Origin of the sequence: Pseudomonas sp. MSSRFD41, assembly GCF_014230245.1 — a bacterium.
GTDB lineage: Bacteria > Pseudomonadota > Gammaproteobacteria > Pseudomonadales > Pseudomonadaceae > Aquipseudomonas > Aquipseudomonas piscis.
The window spans coordinates 30,493-47,810 of record NZ_JACKZK010000036.1; the positions used below are offsets into that span (position 1 = coordinate 30,493).

At 62.9% G+C, this 17,318-nt stretch carries 12 protein-coding genes and 1 tRNA gene; 5 read left to right on the forward strand and 8 right to left on the reverse strand.

From position 1 onward, the window contains the following. Positions 1-55: 55 nt before the first annotated feature. Positions 56-2,578 (reverse strand): polysaccharide pyruvyl transferase family protein, encoded by a 2,523-nt coding sequence (locus H7A76_RS32910; protein WP_185701892.1) that lies wholly within the window; start codon positions 2,576-2,578, stop codon positions 56-58. Positions 2,579-3,208: 630 nt separating this feature from the next. Here H7A76_RS32910 and H7A76_RS30185 point away from each other — a divergent pair. Further along, the gene (locus tag H7A76_RS30185) at positions 3,209-4,765 is read left to right on the forward strand and encodes a diguanylate cyclase (protein WP_185701893.1); all 1,557 of its coding nucleotides are present in this window, start codon (positions 3,209-3,211) and stop codon (positions 4,763-4,765) included. A 3-nt stretch (positions 4,766-4,768) separates the two neighbouring features. Here the strand turns inward: H7A76_RS30185 and H7A76_RS30190 are convergent, their stop codons facing one another. Continuing rightward, positions 4,769-5,293: a GNAT family N-acetyltransferase gene (locus tag H7A76_RS30190; protein ID WP_185701894.1), complete on the reverse strand. Its 525-nt coding sequence runs from the start codon at positions 5,291-5,293 to the stop codon at positions 4,769-4,771. Positions 5,294-5,323: 30 nt separating this feature from the next. Further along, positions 5,324-5,908: a GNAT family N-acetyltransferase gene (locus tag H7A76_RS30195; protein WP_185701895.1), complete on the reverse strand. Its 585-nt coding sequence runs from the start codon at positions 5,906-5,908 to the stop codon at positions 5,324-5,326. A 234-nt stretch (positions 5,909-6,142) separates the two neighbouring features. Between H7A76_RS30195 and H7A76_RS30200 the strand changes: the two genes are divergently transcribed. Continuing rightward, complete coding sequence (locus H7A76_RS30200) at positions 6,143-6,982, forward strand: arylamine N-acetyltransferase (protein ID WP_185701896.1); 840 nt, start codon at positions 6,143-6,145, stop codon at positions 6,980-6,982. A gap of 378 nt (positions 6,983-7,360) precedes the next feature. After that, a complete protein-coding gene (locus H7A76_RS30205; protein WP_185701897.1) occupies positions 7,361-8,896 on the forward strand; it encodes a nucleobase:cation symporter-2 family protein in 1,536 nt (511 codons plus the stop codon). A gap of 47 nt (positions 8,897-8,943) precedes the next feature. Here H7A76_RS30205 and H7A76_RS30210 read toward each other — a convergent pair whose 3' ends face one another. The 5 genes from H7A76_RS30210 to H7A76_RS30230 all read right to left on the reverse strand — a co-directional run bounded on the left by H7A76_RS30210 (position 8,944) and on the right by H7A76_RS30230 (position 13,016). Further along, positions 8,944-9,525 (reverse strand): SH3 domain-containing protein, encoded by a 582-nt coding sequence (locus H7A76_RS30210; RefSeq protein ID WP_185701898.1) that lies wholly within the window; start codon positions 9,523-9,525, stop codon positions 8,944-8,946. Between the two features lie 90 nt (positions 9,526-9,615). Further along, positions 9,616-10,770: an MFS transporter gene (locus tag H7A76_RS30215; protein WP_185701899.1), complete on the reverse strand. Its 1,155-nt coding sequence runs from the start codon at positions 10,768-10,770 to the stop codon at positions 9,616-9,618. Between the two features lie 566 nt (positions 10,771-11,336). After that, a tRNA-Asn gene (locus H7A76_RS30220) sits at positions 11,337-11,412 on the reverse strand. Positions 11,413-11,500: 88 nt separating this feature from the next. After that, a complete protein-coding gene (locus tag H7A76_RS30225) occupies positions 11,501-11,698 on the reverse strand; it encodes a hypothetical protein (protein WP_185701900.1) in 198 nt (65 codons plus the stop codon). A 121-nt stretch (positions 11,699-11,819) separates the two neighbouring features. After that, a complete protein-coding gene (locus tag H7A76_RS30230) occupies positions 11,820-13,016 on the reverse strand; it encodes an amino acid aminotransferase (protein ID WP_185701901.1) in 1,197 nt (398 codons plus the stop codon). Positions 13,017-13,352: 336 nt separating this feature from the next. On the opposite strand from H7A76_RS30230, the gene uvrB reads away from it, so the two are divergent. Both uvrB and gltX read left to right on the forward strand, forming a co-directional pair. After that, on the forward strand, positions 13,353-15,368 hold the full coding sequence (gene uvrB / locus H7A76_RS30235; protein ID WP_185701902.1) for an excinuclease ABC subunit UvrB: 2,016 nt from the start codon (positions 13,353-13,355) through the stop codon (positions 15,366-15,368). 155 nt (positions 15,369-15,523) lie between these two features. Further along, positions 15,524-17,005: a glutamate--tRNA ligase gene (gltX, locus tag H7A76_RS30240; protein WP_185701903.1), complete on the forward strand. Its 1,482-nt coding sequence runs from the start codon at positions 15,524-15,526 to the stop codon at positions 17,003-17,005. The last annotated feature ends 313 nt before the right edge of the window (positions 17,006-17,318 follow it).

Here is a 17,318-nt window from a genome sequence, read left to right on the forward strand (position 1 = left end):
GCCGGGGCCACGGCCAGTCACATTCGTCGTGGGACTGGTCCGTGGCGGGCCATTGTCATTCCTGGAGCGGTTGCAACTGCCGCATTTGCCGGCGCAGCTCATCGAGTTCGGCGCGCTGGCGCAGGCATTCCTCATGCCACTCCTGTTGTTGGCCTTCCAGCAGGTTGGGCAGGTCTTGCCAGAGCCGGTTCATCCATTGGCCGGTGGGCCGGCGACCTTGGCGGATCAGCTCGGCCACCTTGTCCCAGTGCTTGCGCAACTGCTCCCTGGCCGCTTCCAGGCGGGGGCAGGAGGAGGGTGGGCGCAGGCGTTCGAGGAACCACTCCAGGGCAATGGGTTCACCGCTTGGCAGTGGGTAGATGCCCTGGTAGTCGAGCAGGGCGGTGTATTTGCCCTGGTGCAGGTTGGCCGAACAGAAGATGGGAACGCCGAAAGCCAGGGCAGTGATCGCCAGGTGATAGCTGTGGCCGATCACGCCTTCGGCATGTCCGAGGATTTCCGCCAGCAACAGCGGCGCAGGCCAGTGGGGTAGGGTTACCGCTCGCGGCAGGTCGTCACCGAGGATCGATTCGTGGTCGCCCAGCACCGGACCTATGGGCAGCAGCAAGAGTTGCCATTGCTCAAGTTCGGTGCCTTGGGTTTTCCACAAGCGCAGGAAGTTCTCCAGGCCCGCGATCGTATGCACCACCAGGTATCGGCGGCCCAGGCCCGCTTGTTCGCACAAGCGCCGATATTCGACCGAGGGTCGTTGCAGGTCGATGAGGTTGGCCAGGCCGAAGGCGGTATCTGGCAGCACCTCGACCTGCGCTTGTTCGCTGAGTGCCGACAAGGCTTCCTGGGACAGCGTGTCGCGCACCCTGACGTGAGGGCTGAGTTCCAGGGTCAGTTTGAGCAGCGGTCGGGCCCAGGACGGGATCTCGTTGCAATGCATGCCCGGGGCATTCCAGATCAGCGGCACATCGTGTTGCAGGGCCAGCAGGGCGGGCGACAGCCAGTAGCCGGTGGGGTGGTGGATCCGCGGCGTCGGTGGGTAATAGCCGACGGCCACCAACTTGTCGAAGCGAACGATGAAGCCGCCGCCGATCAACACCCCATCCAGGGAGTCCACCAGCTCGGGCAGCTCGCTCACCGAGGTCACGTCATAGGGCCACTGCGGGGTGCGGCGCTGGTGGTAAGAGCAGGGGTGCAGTTGTACCGGTCCCAGGCGCGCCTGCAATTCGCGCTCGGCAATGATGGGGAACAGCAGGTCGCCGTAGTTGGCTACATCGAAGGTACCGAAGATCGCTACCTGCCAAGGTTCATCCGCTGGACGGGGGGCAGGCCCGGTGATATTCGGTTGCTCCGGCTCGACCGTCCTGATGTCCAGGTCGACCAGGCCGAGGAAATGCTTGTCCCCCGGCAATATATCGAAGGCCAGGGGCGCTACTTGTTTTTCGATCAGTTGGGACGTCTCCTCGGTGTCGCCATTCATCAGCTTGAGGGTCACGTGATAACGCCCGGGCGCCAGGTTGGCGGAAAATCCCAGGCGTGTGCTGGCGCGGCACCAGCCTTGCAGTGGTGCCTGGCACACCAAGGCCACGTTGGCTCCGCCGACCACCAGCAATCGTGCTTCCTGGATCGTCAGGCTGAGGTTGGGACGCGAGACCTGGTCGCTGACCAAGGCCTGGATCTCGATTTCCACTGGATCGCCATGGACGAAACTGCAGTATGAGGTTCCCGTGGCGCTGAACAGCGCCGACGCGATCTGGCCCTCGTCGGTGCCGAAGGCGATGCCCTGGCCCTGGGCGAGCGCAGGTTTGGCGATGACCTGGATGGCACCGCCGCTGGTCCAGCGTCGCTGCTCGTCGCGCATGTCCAGCAAATAGAGTTCGGCCATTTCCTCAGGTGCGCCACTGCCCCGGACTTCGCCGTTGCGCAGGTACAGGACCCGGTTGCAGAAGCGCTTGACCATGCTCATGTCGTGGGACACGAACAACAGCGTGGTGCCCTGGTGGGCCAGTCGCTCGAGGCGCTCCAGGCACTTGAACTGGAACGAAGCATCGCCGACGGCCAGCGCTTCATCGACGATCAGGATGTCTGGCTCGACGCACACCGAGACGGCGAACGCCAGGCGCACCAGCATGCCGCTGGAATAGGTCTTGGTCGGTTGGTCGATGAATTCGCCAATGTTGGCGAAGGCCACTATCTCCTCGAAGCGCGCTTCTGTTTCCTCGCGTGTGAGGCCTAGCACCGCGGCGTTGAGATAGACATTCTCGCGGCCGCTGAACTCCGGGTTGAACCCTGATCCCAGTTCCAGCAGGGCGGCGATCCGTCCGTGTCTGGTCACGCTGCCCGAGGACGCGGCGGTGATTCCGCAGATCAATTGCAGCAGGGTCGACTTGCCGCTGCCGTTGCGGCCAATGATGCCCAGGCTCTCGCCCTTGCGAATCTCCAGCGAGACATCCTTGACCGCCCAGAACGAGCGATAGCGCTGCCTGCCGTTGGGTAACAGCATCTGCAGCAGGCGATCCCGGGGTTGTTCATAGATCTGATAACACTTGCCCAGGCCCTGAGTCCTGATCGCCAGGTCAGAGCACATGGGCGCATGCTCCCAATCCGGGTTTCGCCCGAAGTTCGATCAGGAGCCTTAGTAACTGCTGGCTCATGGGCCGGAAACTGAAACGCTCGAGCGTGATGCCCCTGGTCAACTTCCACTCCTTGGCGGTCAACTATCTTCGCATCGCGATTTGCCCGACCAGGTGGTTCGGGGCATGAGTCGATGTGTTGGGTTCGGTACGGTTATTTTTGGAATTGTTTATAGACCAGAATTTCCCCTATCGAAGGTGGGGAAATGATTCTTTCTGATAAAGGGGGGAGATTAAATGGCTATTACCGGGAACATCTCCAGGCTACGGCTTCGTGGCTGGCTGGTCAGTTCGTGGTCGCCGGGTTCAGGCGAACTGCATCGGGCTCCGGAGTGTTGTGCGATACTGCGCCACCCGAGCGGCTGTCGGCAGCGAACGGTGTGTCGGAAATGCTGCCGGGGCGGTCTATGCTTCAGGCAGCGCCCGGTGCTGCCGATAACCCTCAAAGTGCCGGTCCGCTTGCCTCCCAGCCTGTTGCCGGATGCGTGGCGCTGAGGTTGTGTGGATGCCGCTGCCCGGGCCAGCCAAGCAAACAACAAAGGGATTTGCGTCGCAAATCACGCCTTTTCCGTCAGGACGACCCATTGCCTGTCCCCATCTACGATGTAAATGCCCCTGGTGGCACCCTGAAACGCCTGCCCTTGCTCAAGGCGGCGGTAGGGTTCATCTCCATGGTTTCCCTTTGCCTGTGCGGCTTGCTGTACTTGCAGTTGGAGCAGTCTTGGCGCCACGACCTGGCCCAGGCCGAACTTAATTCCACCAACCTGACCCAGGCCATGGCCCAGCAGGCCGAAGACACCTTCATGGAGGCCGACCTGGTGTTGATGAGCCTCTCCGAATGGATCGAGGCGTTGGGCGAGGGAGCTGAGCAACGCCAACAACTGCAGCAGATCTTCGCCCGGCGGGTGCTGGCCCTGAACCAGCTCAGCGGGGTGTTCCTCTATGACCGGCAGGGCCGGTGGGTGGTCAGCTCTTTCAACGACTCACCCCACGGCCAGGATGTGGCCGACCGCGATTACTTTCGTTTCCACCAGCAGAACGCCTCGTTGCAGGCCCATATCAGCCCGGCGATCCGCAGCCGTGCCAATGGAGAGTGGGTCATCCCGATTTCCCGCCGCATCAACGACAAGGCTGGGAACTTCCAGGGCGTGCTGATGGCCGGCATCAAGCTGACCTACTTCGACCACTTCTTCAAAAGCTTCAATATCGACGAACAGGGGACGATGTTCCTCGCGCTCTCCGATGGCACCCTCATCGCCCGGCGGCCATTCGAGGCTCGCCAGGTCGGGGCTTCGCTGTCCCGGAGCGAGATCTTTTCCAAGTACCTGCCCGAAGCCCCGGCGGGCAATGCCATGATCACTTCCATCGTCGATGGGGTGCCGCGACTGTATGGCTATCGCCAGTTGCAGGCCTATCCGCTGGTGGTGGCTGCCGCCAATTCCAAGGATTCGATTCTCAAGGGCTGGTATGCCTCGGCCTACCAGTCCACGGCCATCGTGGCCCTGGTGTTGCTGGGGGTCGGGCTGTTCGGTTGGGTCTTTGTCAACCAGGTGCGCAATAACGAACGGATCGAGGCCGACCTGCGCCAGGCGCAAGAGGCGCTGGAGGTGATCGCCACCCATGACAGCCTGACCGGCCTGGCCAACCGGCGCTTGTTCGAGCGTGCGCTGGTGATCGAGTTCGGCCGGGGAGCCCGGCAGAGTAGTCCGCTGGCCCTGATCATGGTCGATATCGACTACTTCAAGCGCTACAACGATACCTACGGCCACGTCGCCGGCGACCACTGCCTGACGCAGGTGGCCCAGGCGCTACAAGCCTGCTGCCAGCGCCAGGCCGACCTCGCGGTGCGCTACGGTGGCGAGGAGTTCGCGGTGTTGCTGCCCGATACCGATATCCATGGTGCGGTGGCCATGGCCGAGCAGATTCGCCAGAGCGTCATGGCGCACAACATCCCCCATAGCGGCTCGGCGGCCGGTTGCGTGACGGTCAGCCTGGGTTGCTACGCTTTCGTGCCCAGCGGCCGCGACAGCACCGAGGTGTTCATCGAGCGGGCGGATGCGGCGCTGTATCAGGCCAAGGCTACGGGGCGCAACCGGGTCTCGGCGTTGTCCGCGCAACCACTGCAGCGTTCCGATCGCTGAGTCTTACCAGGCCTTGCAGAACACCTGGTTACCATAGCGGTTGCCGCCGAATTCATAGCTTGTGACACCCACCGCGTCATAGCCCTGGGCCAGGTAGAAAGCCAGCGCCGGTCGGTTGCCCTCCCAGGCACTGAGCCACAGGCAGCTGGCGTCACGCCCTTGGGCGAGATTTTCCGCCTGGCGCAGCAAGGCTTGGCCGATGCCTTGGCGCTGGGCATGACGCTGGACGTACAAGCGCACCAGTTCCATGCCATCGGCCAGTTGTTCCAGGGGCAGGCGGTTGCCGCCGGCGGCGAGTTCGGCGAACCCCTGCAGGTGCCCGTCGCGTTCGGCCAGCAGCAGGATTCGCCGGGGGTCGGCCAGGCGCTGGCGAAACTGTTCCGGGGCGTAGACGTTCAGGGCCTCCTCGGCCAGGTCGGCACGCATGCCATCCAGGGCGTAGGTATCGAAGAAGACCTGGGTGGCCAGGCCGCCGAGGCACAGGGCGTCCTCGTGGCGAGCATGGCGAAAGGTCAGGGTGGTGGGCATGACTGCATCCTTGTAGTTGATTGCCGGTAGTCAGTGGGCGGCGGATCGCTCGAGCAACTGTTCCAGGTGCTGGCGTACCGCCGGCCATTCGTCGTCGATGATGCTGAAGCGCACGGAGTTGCGCTTGCGGCCATCGGGCATGATGCGTTCGTGGCGCACTACGCCCTCTTGTTGTGCGCCCAGGCGCAGGATCGCCGCGCGGGACTTGTGGTTGATCTCGTCGGTGGTGAACTGTACCCGCACGCAGGCCATGTCCTCGAAGGCATGGCGCAGCATCAGGTACTTGGCTTCGGTATTGACGAAGCTGCGCTGCCAGCGGCTGGCGATCCAGGTACTGCCGATTTCCAGCTTGCGGTTGTGCCGGTCGATCTTCCAGAACCGTGTGCAGCCGATGACCTGGCCAGTGGCGCGCAGCAGGGTGGCGAAGGGCTGCACGCTGCCCGCGGCGCGGCCCTCCAGGGCGCTGGCCAGGTAGTGGTCGACCGTGCTGGGTGAGGGCACCACGGTAAAGGGCAGGTTCCACAGTTCGCCGTCCCGGGCCGCTTCGACCAGGGCGTCGGCGTCGCTCTCTTGCAGGGGGCGCAGGATGATCCGCGGGCCTTCCAGTGGGTGCATGGCGGGGGATTCTCCAGGTCTGGGCTGGACGGTCGGCTATTACAGGACCCCGGACACTTCTTGGCAAGGGCCAATCCGGGACCAATGCGATAAAAAATATCAGCCGAATCGATTGTCGATCCGGGTCTGTTCTGGCTTATACATAAACCCGACATGCAGGGGCTGGCGTTGCTCGAATGGATCGGCACGCGGATTGCCGGACCCCTGCGCGACACTCATATCAAGGACCCGTGCATGAGCCAGCCGCACCTGATGAACTTCGACCTCTACCTGCACCGTCTCGGTTATGACCGAGCACCAGCCCCCACCCTGGAAACCCTGCGAGAGCTGCAGCTGCGCCATGTCTGCCGGTTCACTTTCGAGAGCCTATCGACCTTGCTGCGTGCACCGGTCCCCATCGACCTGGCGGCGGTGGAGCGCAAGATCTTGCGGGACGGGCGCGGTGGCTACTGCTATGAGCTCAATCAGCTCTTCCTGGAGCTGCTGCAGCACCTGGGCTACGAGGTCCGGGGCATCACTGGACGGGTAGTGATGAGTGGACCGGAAGATGCGCTCACGCCTCGCAGTCACCGTCTGACACTGCTGCGGCTCGATGGCCGGCGCTATATCGTCGATGTCGGTTTCGGTGGCATGGTGCCGACCGCGCCCTTGCTGCTCGATACCGAGCAGGAGCAGGCCACGCCCCATGAGCCCTATCGCATCACCCGGCATGACGGCAGCTACATCCTGCGGGCCAAGGTCGCCGATGAATGGCGAGCAATGTACGTGTTCGACTTGCAGGTGCAGGGCGAGGTGGATTACGAAATGGGCAATTGGTACGTGTCCACTCATCCCGCCTCGCCGTTTCTCGGCCAGCTGATGGTGGCGCGAATCGGCCCGGGGGTACGCCATACCTTGCATAACCAGAACTACGCCCTGCATCGCATGGGCCAGCCCAGCGAGCGCCGCCAGATCACCGAGGTCGAGCAACTGATGAACCTGCTGCAGGGTGAGTTCGGCTTGCGCCTGCCGGATCATCCGGACTTGCCACAGGTGCTGGAGCGACTGCTGCAAACCGAAGCCGTACCGGCATGACGGTGGGGCTGACCGTCTCTTGGCGGCGCGAGGTGGTGTGACCGCGACTGTGTACAGAATCCAGGTACCGTTGCCCCGTTGGGCCGACAGATCGTGCAAAAGGGCTGATTCGTTTGTCGGGTCGGCCCTTTTTGTTGGGCCGCCAGGCGGCCCGGCTAGTTCGCGGCAACGCGTGCCCAAGATTGTCGATGGCCGTGGGGAGAGGGCTCTGCGACGGCTTTACCGGCGTAACCGGGGCTGCGACAGGGCAGCCTGGGCGATGGTTTTGCGAGCCGAAGACGCCGGAAAGTTGGCGGATAAACTGTATACAATTATATGGACAGTTCTCTTTGATGTTGCATACAGTGTGCGCATAACAAAAACAGGGAACCCCAAACCATGACTATCCCTCAGGTTTCACCGCAGCGGCCCGAAGACGAAAACTTGGGTGTTGGCGCGAATATGGCTTATGGCCTGCAACACGTGCTGACCATGTATGGCGGCATCGTCGCGGTGCCGCTGATCATCGGCCAGGCTGCCGGCCTGGCGCCGGCGGAAATCGGCCTGCTGGTCGCCGCCTCGTTGTTCGCCGGGGGGCTGGCCACGTTGCTGCAGACCCTGGGGGTGCCGTTCTTCGGCTGCCGCCTGCCGTTGGTGCAGGGGGTGTCCTTCGCGGGCGTGTCGACCATGGTAGCGATCGTCACCAGTGGCGGCGAGGGTGGTTTCCAGTCGGTGCTCGGCGCGGTGATCGCCGCGTCCCTGATCGGGCTGCTGATCACTCCGGTGTTTTCCCGCATCACCAAGTTCTTCCCACCCCTGGTCACCGGTATCGTCATCACCACCATCGGCCTGACGCTGATGCCCGTGGCAGCGCGCTGGGCCATGGGCGGCAATAGCCGCTCGGCGGATTTCGGCAGCCTGTCGAACATCGGCCTGGCTGCCGTCACCCTGGTCCTGGTGCTGCTGCTGAGCAAGGTCGGCAGCGCGGCGATCTCCCGATTATCGATTCTCCTGGCGATGGTCATCGGCACGGTGATCGCGGTGTTCCTGGGCATGGCGGACTTTTCCGGAGTCACCCAGGGGCCGATGTTCGGTTTGCCCACGCCGTTTCATTTCGGCATGCCGACCTTCCAGGTCGCGGCGATCCTGTCGATGTGCATCGTGGTCATGGTGACCCTGGTGGAAACCTCGGCGGACATCCTGGCGGTAGGGGAGATCATCCATACCAAGGTCGACTCCAAGCGCCTGGGCAATGGCCTGCGGGCCGACATGCTGTCGAGCATGATCGCGCCGATCTTCGGCTCCTTCACCCAGAGCGCCTTCGCCCAGAACGTCGGGCTGGTGGCGGTCACCGGGATCAAGAGTCGCTTCGTGGTGGCCACCGGTGGCCTGTTCCTGGTAATTCTCGGCCTGTTGCCGTTCATGGGGCGGGTCATCGCCGCCGTGCCGACCTCGGTGCTTGGCGGGGCCGGCATCGTGCTGTTCGGCACCGTGGCCGCCAGTGGCATCCGTACCTTGTCCAAGGTCGACTACCGCAACAACATGAACCTGATCATCGTCGCTACCTCCATTGGCTTCGGCATGATCCCCATTGCCGCACCGAGCTTCTATGATCATTTCCCCAGCTGGTTCGCGACGATATTCCACTCGGGCATCAGTTCCTCGGCGATCATGGCGATCCTGCTGAACCTGGCGTTCAACCACTTCACCACCGGCAACTCCGACCAGCAGTCGGTGTTCGTCGCCGGTACCGAGCGCAGCCTGCGCTTCCAGGACATCGCTGGCCTGCGAGAGGGGGACTATTTCAGCGGGGGCAAGTTGCATGATGCCGAGGGCAAGGAAGTGCCGCTGCTGGCCGATGGCCCGGCGGTCGCGGCAGAAGGCGAAGCGGCGCCACCCAGTCATGTTCGTGGCAGCGTCGAAACCACCCATTGAGTGGCTCCGTGGTGACTGGCGACCGGCGCCCAGGCGCCGGTCTTGGCTTACTCCAGGTTTTCCAGGGGCGCCAGGGCCTGGAGGACCTCGGGGTCGTCCTTGTACTGCTGGCGCAGTGTCGCCAGTTGGCGATCCACGCCGGTGCAGCTTTCCTCCACCGCCTTTTCGAGCTCGGCCCGGCGCTCGGCGTCATAAGGCTCCTCGCCGGCGAAGTGCTGGCATTCCTCATGGCGCTGGATCAGGGCGCTGGCGTCGGCCGGTAGCTGGGCGCCGCCGTAGTGCCCTCCCAGTTTAAGGCGCTGTTCCTCGACCCAGCCGCTGTAGTCCTCCCCGTCCTTGGCGATGTACATGACCTGGGCCCAGCCGTCCTCGGTGGCGGCGTACACCGTCAGGCCATCGCCGGGAATCACGAACAGTTTCTTGTCCATGCAGGCCGCGTGCGGGGCGCTGTGAAAATGCAGGCGCCCAGTGCCGATTACCTTGGCTTCCAGGGGCGGGCGATAGTCGCCGGCTTCCCGGGAGGCTTTTTCGCCCAGGGCGGCGCAGTCCACCGCAGGTTCGGCCAGGGCTGGCAGGGATAATGACAACAGCAGGCCGCACAGCGGCAGCAGATGCAGGGTTCGGTCCATCGCGAAGGTGTCCATGGGCGGGGAGGGAGGGGTGATGGTAATGACAAAGACGCGACCTGTGAATGATCACTGGCCGCGTCCCGCATATGCTTATTGTGCGACCTTGAACTGGCCCTGGCGCACCAGGGACAGGGCGAACAGCACCACGATGGCGGCGGCTGCCGATAGGGTCAGGGGCAGGCCGTAGCTGCCGCCGCTCATGGCCGCGCCGCTGAGCAGTGGTCCGAGCAGGCTGCCGATGCCCCAGAGCAGGCCGGCGCTGGCGTTGGCGGTGACCAGGTCCGGGCCGCTGAAGGACTGCCCGATCAGGACGATCGCCAGGGTGTAGATGCCGCCGGCCGCGGCCCCGAGGATCACCAGGCTCGGCCAGAGCAGGCCGGGGGTTTCCATCAGCACCGGCAGGCCCAGGCCGATCAGCAGCGAGATGATGCCGCAGCCCAGGTAGATGCCGGGGCGCCCGAGCTTGTCCGAGAGCCAGCCCAGGGGGAATTGGAACGCCGTGTCGCCCAGGAGAATGATGGTCACCATCAGGGCGGCGAGCTTGATGCTGTAGCCATGGTCCGCGGCATAGACCGGGAAGAGCGAGAGCACCATGCTGTCGAAGAAGGCGAAGAACAGGATGCCCACGCACAGCGCGGGGGCGACGCGGATGAAGCCCAGTACCGAGAAGGTTCGGCTTTCGGCGTGGGGACTCGGGGCGTCTTCCCGGGGTAGGGTCAGCCAGACCACGGCGATAGCCAGCGCATAACCGATGGTGACGATACCCAGCACCGCCGGTCCTTCGGTGCCCAGTACCGACACCAGGCCCGGCCCCAGCAGCTGGAAGAAGGTGAAGCAGGTGGTATAGACCGCCACCAGGCGCCCACGGCTGCTGTCCTCGGCCATTTCATTGACCCAGGTTTCCCCGAGGATGATGATCAGCCCGGCGCCCAGGCCCATGCCGATACGTGCCAGGCCCAGGCTGTAGAGATCGAGGCCAGGCAGTTCCAGGGTGGCCACGCTCAGGGCGCAGAGACTGAAGCACAGCAAGTAGATCTGGCGGCGGGTCAGGCGTTGGCACAGGGCATTGACCAGGAAGGCCGAGAGCATCATGCCGGCGGCGGGCAGGGCTGACATGAGGCCGATCTGGTTGTTGGAGGCGCCGGCCTGGTACAGGCGCAGGGCCAGGATCGGCACGCTGGAGCCGATGCTCAGGCCGACGATGGAGATGCCCAGGATCAGGGCGGCTAACAAGGCTTTGTTCATTGCTCGAGACCTGCACCTGGATTTCCAGGTGCCTAGATGAAGTAAAAAAGTGCGGTCCTGCGCGCGGACGCAGGTGGCGGTACAGGCGATTGCCGGGCGAGCCCTGGTGCGCGTACAGGTCTTGGGGCAGGCGAGATGCTTTCAGGTCGCTTGCGCCAGGTGCGGATCGCAGGAGGTGACAAGGGGGGCAGTCGCGGTCAGCGCTGGCCTTGGGGGGGAGAGAAGGTGAAGGCGAACAGCACGCTGCGACGCCGACGATTGATCGCGCAGTCATGCTGGACAACGACCAGGCTGGCCGAAGGGGAGATCGAGGAAGAATTGCACGCTAACTGTGCTGGAACGGACATCATTGTCTGACTGGTTGGAAAAGGAAGCGCACAGCCTACGTCAGGCCTTTGCGGCAAAGCAACCAGGCATGGGCATGGAGTTTTCAGGGGTATATGAATAGCTTTGCCGCATGCCTGGCTGGCATGCGCAGGAGGTATCTGAAGGGATATCGCTTGAGCCGACTTGCCGGAGGAGCAGGGCGCTCTTCATGGATTGCGTGGCAAATCAGTCTGGGAAGATGGCTCCACGACCTGGACTCGAACCAGGGACCCAGTGATTAACAGTCACTTGCTCTACCAACTGAGCTATCGCGGAATGCGCCGTATCTTACTGATTCAAAAAGGGAAGTCAAGCGCTTGAAGAGAAAAGACGAACTTTTTCTTCAAATGCGCAGGCGCCGCCTTCAGCCGCCGAAGGTCAAGGTGCCAAGCATCAGCCTGGCCATCAGTGCATTGGCCGCCAGTTGCACCAGCCACAACGCCAGGCCTCCGAGGAATACGCCCAGGGCGATCTGCAGCACCAGGTTTTTTGCGCGTTTCTGCGAACGGGGCAGGTAATGTTCGGGGTCGTCGCGTTCGGCCCGCAGGTCATCGTTTTTCATTGGCGGTTCTCGCTTGGCAAGGCACGGCTTGAGTCTAGAGGGCGTGGGGGAGAACGCCGGGCGCCCATGAAAAAGGGGAAGCCGTGGCTTCCCCTCTTGTTTGCAGGCTACCGGCAGTGGCTCAGATCACCTGGAGGATGGCCTTGGTCACTACGCCGATATTGCTCTGGTTCAGCGCGGCAACGCAGATGCGGCCGGTGTCCAGGGCATAGATGCCGAACTCGTTGCGCAGCCGGCCCACTTGCTCGGAGCTCAGGCCGGAGTAGGAGAACATGCCGCGTTGGCGGCCGACGAAGCTGAAGTCGTGCTGTGGGGCGCCCTTGGCCAGCAAGTCGACCATCTGGGTACGCATGCCGCGAATCCGCAGGCGCATTTCCGCCAGTTCCTGTTCCCATTGGGCACGCAGTTCCGGGTTGTTGAGCACTGCGGCGACGATAGTGGCGCCATGGGTCGGCGGGTTGGAGTAGTTGGTGCGGATCACGCGCTTGACCTGGGACAGCACGCGGGCGCTTTCTTCCTTCGAGCTGCTGATGATGGACAGCGCGCCGACACGCTCGCCGTACAGCGAGAACGACTTGGAGAAAGAGCTGGAAACGAAGAAGGTCAGGCCCGAATCGGCGAACAGGCGCACAGCGGCGGCATCTTCGTCGATGCCATCGCCGAAGCCTTGGTAGGCCATGTCCAGGAACGGCACCAGGTTCCTGGCCTTGACCACTTCCAGGACGTTCTTCCAGTCCTCTGGGTTCAGGTCGACGCCGGTCGGGTTGTGGCAGCAGGCGTGCAGGACAACGATGGACTGCTCTGGCAGGGCATTGAGGTCTTCCAGCAGGCCGGCGCGGTTCACGTCATGGGTAGCGGCATCGTAGTAGCGGTAGTTGCGTACCGGGAAGCCAGCGGTCTCGAACAGTGCGCGATGGTTCTCCCAGCTCGGGTCGCTGATGGCGACCACGGCATTGGGCAGCAGTTGCTTGAGGAAGTCGGCGCCGATCTTCAGGGCGCCAGTGCCGCCGACGGCCTGGGTGGTGACCACGCGGCCCGCGGCCAGCAGTGGCGAGTCGGCACCGAACAGCAGCTTCTGTACCGCCTGGTCGTAGGCGGCGATGCCGTCGATCGGCAGGTAGCCACGGGAAGCATGCTGGGCCGCGCGGATCGTCTCGGCTTCGACAACGGCGCGCAGGAGTGGAATGCGTCCCTCCTCATTGCAATACACGCCCACCCCAAGGTTGACCTTGTCGGTACGGGTGTCGGCGTTGAATGCTTCGTTGAGGCCCAGGATTGGATCGCGTGGTGCCATTTCGACAGCGGAGAACAGGCTCATTTTACGGCGGCTCTGAATGGAGTGTGGAGGGACGTGCCGCGCTCCAGCCGAATGCACTAGAGCGGTGCACAAACGGGGAGCTAGTATAGAGGCCATCATCGCGGCGGGCGACAGGCTATTAGCCTTTTGCGACAAGTTTTTCGGGTTATTTTCTCACCGTTAGTCTTATTGCAACATTCGGCATGTTAGCGGGTGTAGGACCTTTACCTTGAAAGCTGTGGGATTTGGCTCCACATTCTGAATATTCCCGTTTTCTTTCCCCGGCGACCTGGGTCGTACGTGGTCTTTCCCATTGCTGTCCGGTCGCGCCGCGCAGGATGATTCCAGAGGTAGGTTATGTCTGAGTTCCAGCTCGTTACCCGTTTCCAGCCTGCCGGCGACCAGCCGGAGGCCATCCGCCTGATGGTCGAAGGCATCGAGGCCGGCCTGGCGCACCAGACCCTGCTCGGTGTGACCGGTTCGGGCAAGACCTTCAGCATCGCCAACGTCATCCAGCAAGTGCAGCGCCCGACCCTGGTACTGGCGCCGAACAAGACCCTGGCCGCGCAGTTGTATGGCGAGTTCAAGGCGTTCTTCCCGAATAACGCAGTGGAATATTTCGTTTCCTACTACGACTACTACCAGCCCGAAGCCTACGTGCCGTCCTCCGATACCTTCATCGAGAAGGACGCCTCGATCAACGACCATATCGAGCAGATGCGCTTGTCCGCGACCAAGGCCCTGCTGGAGCGCAAGGACGCGATCATCGTCACCACGGTGTCCTGCATCTACGGCTTGGGCAGCCCTGAGACCTACCTGAAGATGGTCTTGCACGTCGATCGCGGCGACAAGCTTGACCAGCGGGCCTTGTTGCGGCGCCTGGCGGACCTGCAATACACCCGCAACGACATGGATTTCGCCCGGGCCACTTTCCGGGTGCGTGGCGATGTGATCGATATTTACCCGGCGGAATCCGACCTGGAGGCGATCCGCATCGAACTGTTCGATGACGAAGTGGAAAGCATCAGCGCCTTCGACCCGTTGACCGGCGAGGTGATCCGCAAGCTGCCGCGCTTCACCTTTTACCCCAAGAGCCACTACGTAACCCCGCGCGAGACCCTGCTGGAGGCCGTCGATGGGATCAAGGAGGAACTGCAGGAGCGCCTGGAGTACCTGCGTTCCAACAACAAGCTGGTGGAAGCCCAGCGCCTGGAGCAGCGCACTCGCTTCGACCTGGAGATGATCCTCGAGCTGGGCTACTGCAACGGTATCGAGAACTATTCGCGCTACCTGTCCGGGCGTCCGGCCGGGGCGCCGCCACCAACCCTGTATGACTACCTGCCGCCCGATGCCCTGTTGGTGATCGACGAGTCCCATGTCAGCGTGCCCCAGGTCGGCGCCATGTATAAGGGCGACCGTTCGCGCAAGGAAACCCTGGTGGAATATGGTTTCCGCCTGCCTTCGGCGCTGGATAACCGGCCGATGCGCTTCGACGAGTGGGAAGGGGTGAGCCCGCAGACCATCTTCGTCTCCGCCACTCCCGGCAACTACGAGGCCGAGCACGCCGGCCGGGTGGTGGAGCAGGTGGTGCGTCCCACCGGTCTGGTGGACCCCGAGGTGGAGGTGCGTCCGGCGTTGACCCAGGTCGACGACTTGCTGTCGGAAATCACCAAGCGCGTGGCCCTGGAGGAGCGTGTGCTGGTGACGACCCTGACCAAGCGCATGGCCGAGGATCTCACCGACTACCTGGCCGACCATGGTATCCGCGTGCGCTACTTGCACTCGGACATCGATACCGTGGAGCGGGTGGAGATCATTCGCGACCTGCGCCTGGGTACTTTCGACGTGCTGGTGGGGATCAACCTGCTGCGCGAAGGCCTGGACATGCCCGAGGTGTCGCTGGTGGCGATCCTCGATGCCGACAAAGAAGGCTTCCTGCGCTCCGAGCGCTCGCTGATCCAGACCATCGGCCGCGCTGCGCGCAACCTCAATGGCAAGGCGATCCTCTACGCCGACAACATCACCGGCTCCATGCAGCGTGCCATCGGCGAGACCGAGCGCCGGCGCGACAAGCAACTGGCTTTCAACCAGGCCAATGGCATCACCCCAAAGGGGGTGGTCAAGGACATCACCGACATCATGGAAGGTGCCACCGTGCCCGGTTCGCGCGGCAAGAAGCGCAAGGGCATGGCCAAGGCCGCGGAGGAAAGCGCTCGCTACGAAAGCGAGCTGCGCTCGCCGAGCGAGATCACCAAGCGCATCCGCCAGTTGGAGGAAAAGATGTACCAACTGGCCCGGGACCTGGAATTCGAGGCGGCAGCCCAACTGCGGGACGAGATCGGCAAGCTGCGTGAGCGCCTGCTCAACGTCTGAGCGGTGCGCGCCCCATGGCAGCGGCCATGGGGCGCGATCGTCCGTAACCGTGACCTGGGCTTAAATACCCTCCTCACTGGAGCGCGCCTGGCATCGCCTGTTACCATTCGCCCCTTGTTTGTTCCTTAGCTTTTCTATTCTTTCCGAGACATGCCATGACCACCGTCCGTACGCGCATCGCGCCATCGCCTACCGGGGATCCCCACGTAGGTACTGCTTATATCGCTTTGTTCAACTATTGCTTTGCCAAGCAGCACGGCGGTGAGTTCATCCTGCGTATCGAAGACACCGACCAACTGCGTTCGACCCGCGAGTCCGAACAGCAGATCTTCGATGCCTTGCGCTGGCTGGGGATCAACTGGAGCGAAGGCCCGGATGTCGGCGGTCCCCATGGCCCGTATCGCCAGAGTGAACGTGGCGATATCTACCAGAAGTACGTCCAGCAACTGGTGGACATGGGGCATGCGTTCCCATGCTTCTGCACCGCCGAGGAACTGGACCAGATGCGTGCCGAGCAGATGGCCCGCGGCGAAACCCCGCGCTACGACGGACGCGCATTGTTGCTGTCCAAGGAAGAGGTGGCCCAGCGCCTGGCGGCCGGTGAGCCCCATGTGATCCGCATGAAGGTGCCCAGCGAAGGCGTCTGTGTGGTGCCGGACATGCTGCGTGGCGATGTCGAGATCCCATGGGATCGCATGGACATGCAGGTCCTGATGAAGACCGATGGCTTGCCGACCTACTTCCTGGCCAACGTGGTCGACGACCACCTGATGGGCATCACCCACGTGCTGCGTGGCGAAGAGTGGCTGCCGTCGGCGCCGAAACTGATCCTGCTTTACGAGTACTTCGGCTGGGAGCAACCGCAGTTGTGCTACATGCCGCTGCTGCGTAACCCGGACAAGAGCAAGCTGTCCAAGCGCAAGAACCCGACTTCGGTGACCTTCTACGAGCGCATGGGCTTCATGCCCGAGGCCATGCTCAACTACCTGGGGCGCATGGGCTGGTCGATGCCGGACGAGCGCGAGAAGTTCTCGTTGCAGGAAATGGTCGACAACTTCGACCTGTCGCGGGTCTCCCTGGGTGGGCCGATCTTCGATATCGAGAAACTGTCCTGGCTCAACGGCCAGTGGCTGCGTGACCTGCCGGTGGAGGAGTTCGCCACTCGCGTGCAGAAGTGGGCGTTCAACAGCGACTACATGATGAAGATCGCTCCCCACGTCCAGGGCCGGGTCGAGACCTTCAGCCAGATCGCGCCGCTGGCCGGGTTCTTCTTCGCAGGCGGAGTCACTCCGGATGCCAAGCTGTTCGAATCCAAGAAGCTGTCGGGCGATCAGGTGCGCCAGCTGATGCAGCTGATCCTGTGGAAGCTCGAAAGCCTGCGCCAGTGGGAAAAGGACAGCATTACCGCGACTATCCAGGCTGTGGTCGAGTCCCTGGAGTTGAAGCTGCGCGATGCCATGCCACTGATGTTCGCCGCCATCACCGGCCAGGCCAGTTCGGTGTCGGTGCTCGATGCCATGGAAATCCTGGGTCCGGACCTGACTCGCTTCCGTCTGCGCCAGGCCATCGACCTGCTCGGTGGCGTGTCGAAGAAAGAGAACAAGGAGTGGGAAAAACTGCTGGGCGCCATCGCCTGAGACGGCCTGGTGCCGCAGTAGTGCTGCCAGGAACGGCGAGCTTTTCGACTACGCTTGAATCTCTGGCGTCAGGCGAATTGGTTGCCGTGACCGGTAATTCTCCAGGCTTGGGTCGACTCTTTTGCGGGAGTCGGCACAAGTCGGGAAGGGCGCAAAAGCCCGGTTTTTCAGGGCGGGCCGGTAAGTGATTGTTATCCCGGCAAATTTTTTTGCAAAAAGCTGAAAAAAAATTGACAGCCTTGCGAACGCCCCTTAAGATTCGCCCCGTCCTCACCGACGAGGGGCTATAGCTCAGCTGGGAGAGCGCTTGCAT